General features: G+C 51.8%; 3 protein-coding genes. All 3 read right to left on the minus strand.

Translation table 11 applies throughout. The annotated features are described in order from the left end of the window. Window positions 1–934, minus strand: a 934-nt coding sequence (locus DUT91_RS24300) for a hypothetical protein (RefSeq protein ID WP_147272285.1), incomplete at its 3' end; no start/stop codon positions are given. Window positions 935–2,624: 1,690 nt separating this feature from the next. Then, window positions 2,625–4,151, minus strand: a complete 1,527-nt coding sequence (locus DUT91_RS24310) for a hypothetical protein (protein WP_114442966.1) — start codon at window positions 4,149–4,151, stop codon at window positions 2,625–2,627. 114 nt (window positions 4,152–4,265) lie between these two features. Further along, entirely contained in the window at window positions 4,266–5,570 is a 1,305-nt protein-coding gene (locus DUT91_RS24315) for an Ig-like domain-containing protein (RefSeq protein WP_114442967.1), read from the minus strand. Window positions 5,571–5,733 lie beyond the last annotated feature (163 nt).

Genomic DNA, 5,733 nt, shown 5'->3' on the forward strand with positions numbered 1-5,733 from the left:
GCGGCTGGCCCTCCGTCAGGTTGTCGGTGCCATCGGTGGACGTGAGCGTCATCGTGCCGGCGCCGGGCAGGGTCACGGTTTGCGCGAAATCGACCTGGAGCGTGCCGATATCCGGCGTGGTTCCGGCACTGACCTTCACGGTTGCCGTAGCCGTGCCGGAGCCGGTGTATTCGATGCTGTTGGTGCTCATGCCGTAGGCATCCGTGGTGGTCGATGACAGGCCGAGCGAGACGCCGGCGACCGGAGGATCGATCGTCCAGGTGACGGTTCCGCTGGTCGCCAGGCCACCCATCGTCCGATAGCTCGCCTGCAACAGATGCGGCGTGTTCGCCGTCACGGGATCGCCGTCCAGCGAAATCACCGAAAGAACCTTGCCGGCGGGCACTGAGCCGGCGGCCGTCAGGCCGAAGTCCTTCTCACCGATCGGGACGCTGGAATTATCCGAGCGCGCGTAGACGCTGACAGTAACGTTGCCCGGCGAATTCGGCCCGTAGACGGTCACCTGCGTGCTGGAGGTCGTGTTGTTGACGACCGGCGAGGTGTCCGGATTGAAGACGACGGTGTAGCGCGGATCCGACGGAACCGCCGACCAGTAGATATCACTCATCTGGTCGCTCGGGTTCGCATTCGTCGCCGTCAGCGTCTGTGCCGCGTAGAGCGGAATCGGATCCGTCCCCGTGATGCCGATCCCGTGCTGGACTGAGCCTTGAACGAAATCCAGGGCGAGCGAGCCGGGCTGCTTCACCTTGGATCCCTCGTCTAGCGGCGTCGCATAGACCGCCACCGGAAGCTTGGCGCCGTTCTGCAGATTGGGACCGGTGCCCGTGATGGTCACCGAGCTCACCCCGCCAGTGACCGTCGTCGGGTTCTGCGAGAAACCGAACTCATGCGCCGTGTCCACGCCCTTGTCGACCGACCACCTGAGCTGGGTCACTCCGCAATCGTTGCCCGTTACCGTCGCAGTCAGCAGGTCCCCCACATAAAGCGGAACTTCCGGCGGGTTGCCAGAAGGATCGATCGTAGACGCGATTGCGATCGTGCAGGTCGGTTGCGAGCCTGAAGCTGAAGAAAGAACGACAACGCCTCCTCCCGAATAAAGGAAGGCGCCATATGGAATTTTATGCTGTTGGTCACGAGATGCATTGGCCCAAATAGTATAGGAATAATCGGCGGTTTTAATATCTTGAGCTCCAAGATACCATCCGCTTGGAAGAGAAAAGGAATACTCGCTTTGTGAATTTGCATACAAAAGTTTATAACTGGAGTTATTTTCCCAAATTCCGCCTGGCTGTAAATACATTCCATTTGCAGCTTGAATTGCAATTGTCGGAAAACCTTGCCAATCAGGCCCTAATAAACTTATTGTAAATATACAATTATCGTTCGGGACTTGGGCAAAACTATCTAAACCTCCAGTTAATGTATTCAACTGAACGTAAAATCCTTCAGTTGTCTGCATGTATACTTGGAGGGAACTCAGCATGGCGTTGGAAGCTCCCTGCCCGTCTGAATTGGTTGCAACAGCTCCGGAGGCGTTATGCATGGGCTGGCTGGATTGCGCGCCTGCCTGGCCTAACGTTGCCCGCTTGTCGGTATCGTTTGTCATAATAATTATCCCTCTAGAATTGGGGGCGACGAGCCCAGCTCGTCCGATTGGATCAATCAATCAGTCAATTAATGCTCAACAATATGCCTGGCTGGTTTCGGCCAGTACGGACGATCCTCTGTTGGTCAGGGCCAGATGGCGTTTTTCTGGGTCATTGGATCGGGTCTATGGTGCGCAATTTCCTGCCCATCACTCACGACCAACAGCGCTGACGTGTAAGAACCGCCTTCGGCGCGTAAGTTTGCGATGCTTCTGGCACGGGCCGCTCCTCCTTCTTGAGCTATGTCTGCCTTCAACCACCGCTGCGGCATATGTAATAAATATTTAAAAAGCGCATGATAGAATAAGTTGATCGATAACTAGCGTTCGCAGAGCAATTGTATTGCTTATGTATATTCTACATACATCAAATAAATAATATGAGTAATTACTCAGTTTGGAGCGAAGTCTTTAATAATAATATGGCATTCGTCCCGTTGGGAAAACGATTGTGATATAGGCGTAACCATTGTTCGGATCCTGAAATTTGTCGCACAGTCAAACTCGTGCATTGCGGATTCATCTGCACACATTGCGTAAGCTGGAATGGCAGAAGTTTCGTGCGCTGATTTGAAGGAAGAGCGCTCGCCCAGCCATCCAATCCATTAGCCACAGCAGATTCAGCGGGTGTCGTATGCCCAGCCCTAATGGCAGCGCTAACGATGCTCTCTGATCTGATCAATGTCGGAATCCTTCTACTCGTCCATGGCATGCAAACATGTCACCAACACCATGGCTTCAATTAATATTGTTGGTTTCGATTAACGCAAACGTATCGCTTATTAAAAAATTCTTTCCGGTAGTATTCCGATGTGGTGTTCTTATCTTCGTCTAAAATTGTCTTGAAGGCAATGACGTTATGGAAAGAGAGTTTATGGTTTGTCAGCCTGATAACTGATATATAGCCAGCATAAATTTTTCCAAACCTCCTCTCAGCGCGTCGGCCGCAAAACGGGCGCGCGGATTGGAGAGCGGGCCGTCAAGTGTTAGTTGGCGCGCTGATGGTTGGATAAGGACCATATATGTAGGAACCCGGCGTCGTGCCAATGAAATAATCGACATAGGAGATCAAACTATCGCCTTGATACGCAGCAAAGCCTTGAGCGAATCTGGTGGGCAACAAGACTTGCGCCGTTCCGGCGGCAATGGTGGTGGTGACGAGATAATTCGGATTGGCAGGACCATCCGATTTCTTCGTGGACGTGCCCGGAATATATCCGTTCATATAGAATGCAAAGGTGATCGTCTGCCCGTTAAAGTTGGATGGCAGTTGTTTTAGTTGTACGGCAAGTCCTTTTCCAAATGTAAGCGTATCATCGGTGATGGTCCCATTGGCCAGATACAAAATCTTTGCCTGACTCAAATCAGCTTCACGCGTACCGTCATTCGGATTGACAGGCGGCACGTTGCTTTGCGCCGTTCCCTTGGCATAAAATGGGAAGGGGGTCGACCAGGACAACTTACCCGACATGTCCTGTGCAAACAGCGTCAAATAATTCAGATCAGCTGACGGGGGTGGAGAGTTGGTATCTGTTATCGGCGGGTTCAGGTATTGATAACTGCATATGGGCGGCGGAACCGGCGGAGAACCGTTTTGGGCGAGCCTATCATTCAAGGCGACAAAATATTTGCTTGTATTGTCGGGTTGAGTAAAGTCGTCGGGCAAATAGGACGTAAACGTGGTGGAATTCGGATCCAGCTGCAGATATTCCCCATATTGGAAAGATTCAACATCGAGAGGTGTCAATGAATCCCAGGTTGGATCCCGACCGGTTGGATCCTGGTAATTTCCGGATGCGAAGAATACTGTATCAATATAATCCCTAACACCGGAAACCCATGCTTGTGCGGTAAGCTGATAAGCTCTGCCGCTTGACAGCCAAACGCCCGCTTTCCCGTCGGCGGCACTCGTCGAAAAATAGAAGATTTTGTTATTGTCCCAGACCGTTGGCAGAGATGTGCCTGGCGTGGAAGACTTCGTGGAATCCCAAAACCCAAGGTACGACATGCTGGGGCGGGCGCTCCATAGGACATCGACCCCTTCGACCAGATTACCGGTGCTGTCCTTGATGGTGGCATAAATATAATTGTATTTTCCATCTGATGGGGCTGTATTGGACGGCGGAACGCTGTGACTAAGGGCCGTCAGTTCTGCCGTCAACGCCTTGAATGTAATAACTCGCTCGGCTGTGGCCAGCGGCGTGGAAGTATTAACGTTGTCAGTGCTCCGGAAAACCCTTGCAAAAAGAGTTGTAGGCTTATCGAGCGCGGCTCCTGTAACGGTTATTTTTGTTCCCCAATTGTCGCCTCGCGTATCCTCGGCTGCCCTTTTGACCAGAGGCTTGTCATTGCCATAAAAAGTCATGTCCGAGATGGGGAGGGCGGCCTCCCAGCGCACGATATAATTCAGGGCTGGATCCAATCCGGACGCCGTCGCAAAAAGCCGAGCTTGGGTCGCGCCGCTAATGATGCCGGAAGGGGATACGATATTGATGCTGATAGCCATAACTGGTCTCCTACTTTTGAGTATCTGGTTTCATGTTGGAGAACATTCGGGTGCGGACGGCATAGCCAGAAAGCAGGAATAGTTTTCTGACTATGCCACAGTTATTCGGAGTAGTTATTCGGGGATAAAATCCGTTCCGATGGAAAAGGCCGGCGACCAGGACCATTGATTGACCAGATAAGTGACGTCGAGGTGCCCATTCGTGGTCCCGGATTTGCAATAACTGTCTATCTGTGTAGCCGCTATTTTAATGGTAATGACATCGCCACCATCCTTGATCGCCTGCGTTACTTCTTTTTCCGTGAGCTTAAAGAAATTGGATATCCTGTCCGTTGTATTATAGTTATATCCATTAACGTATACCCAAGGCTGGATCGTATCTCCGGGAGATAGATGATCTGTATGGATATGGAACATCAGCCATAGGCCATTCTCATCGCTGATAAAATAATCGCTGTTGTTGAGTATTCCCGGGTTCGGCTCTTCCTTTTTCAACACGTTCAGGACGACCGGTGGCAAAAACAGGTCTGTATCTTGTGGCCGGTCAGGATCCGGCTGAGTCCAAGCCACACCTCTCGCACCAAAATTATGCCAAGGCGCAATGTAAGCGTTTCCACCATAGCCGGTCTGGATCATATATTGAACGATGTTGTTCAGGTTGCCGGCAGAGTTAGATGCCATCACCTCATAGGGGATCTTGATACCGCTAGCCTTCAAGTTGTCCCACGAGGCCGGGACCAGACCCGAATAGAGGGAATTATTATTTGTGGGGCCGAGCAGCACTGGGTTGGATATATCGGTGTTAGGATAGTCTATCTGGGCGATCCAGACCGCAACCAGAGAATCCGGTTCCCAAGTCATTGGGGGTGATGCGTCTATCGTCATCGGGTCCGTGGGAACCCAATTGTCATTGTTATCTCCCAGACTTGGAGATATGTTGATGGAACTGGGTCCTAGTATTTTTGGATAGTTATTGGTGTTGTTTGAGATCGTGTTGAACACGGCATAACTAAAATATGCGCCTGGACCGCTGTCGTCGATGTTTAGCACGTCAACGCGTTCCTGCTTTTCGGTGGCCGGCGACGGCGTTAAGCTGGCAGAAATGAGAGCGATCACAGGGGTGGAGGCGCAGGCATGGATCGTCGCCTCGCCATCTTCATTCGTGACGGATGAAGTGACAACATTGCCCTGAGTACCGTCACCGTCATCGAAGAACTGAACGATAATTCGCGGGCAACTCCAGTAGACGGTCTGGTTCGGCGCTAGCTTGTTCAGATTATCCCGCACGACCGCCGTCAATGTGATGTGTGGCTCGGAGAGCGGAATTTTGGTGTCATAGGTTGTACTGGCATTGGCGATGAAATTGTTGTCCATCGTGACGATGACCGCATAGGTCGTATCCTGCACTTGCGCGTTCATTCTTTCTCTCCTTTTGACAGGTTCTGTCCTCACGTTGCAGAGAACGTTGTGTTGATGTTGATTTGGGCGGTTGGCATTGACCATAGTGGCTGGCTTGGGTTTCCGCCCACGGTGTCGACCCTGTAGTCTACCTTGAGGGTTCCGTTGGCGTAGCCGGCCGCAT

The organism is Paramesorhizobium salinisoli, from assembly GCF_003335045.1.
GTDB classification, from domain to species: Bacteria; Pseudomonadota; Alphaproteobacteria; order Rhizobiales; family Rhizobiaceae; genus Paramesorhizobium; species Paramesorhizobium salinisoli.

Bases quoted from the DNA above. Each gene is read 5' to 3' on its own strand.
- DUT91_RS24310 (WP_114442966.1), bottom strand. From the start codon at position 4,151: ATGGCTATCAGCATCAATATCGTATCCCCTTCCGGCATCATTAGCGGC.
- DUT91_RS24315 (WP_114442967.1), bottom strand. From the start codon at position 5,570: ATGAACGCGCAAGTGCAGGATACGACCTATGCGGTCATCGTCACGATG.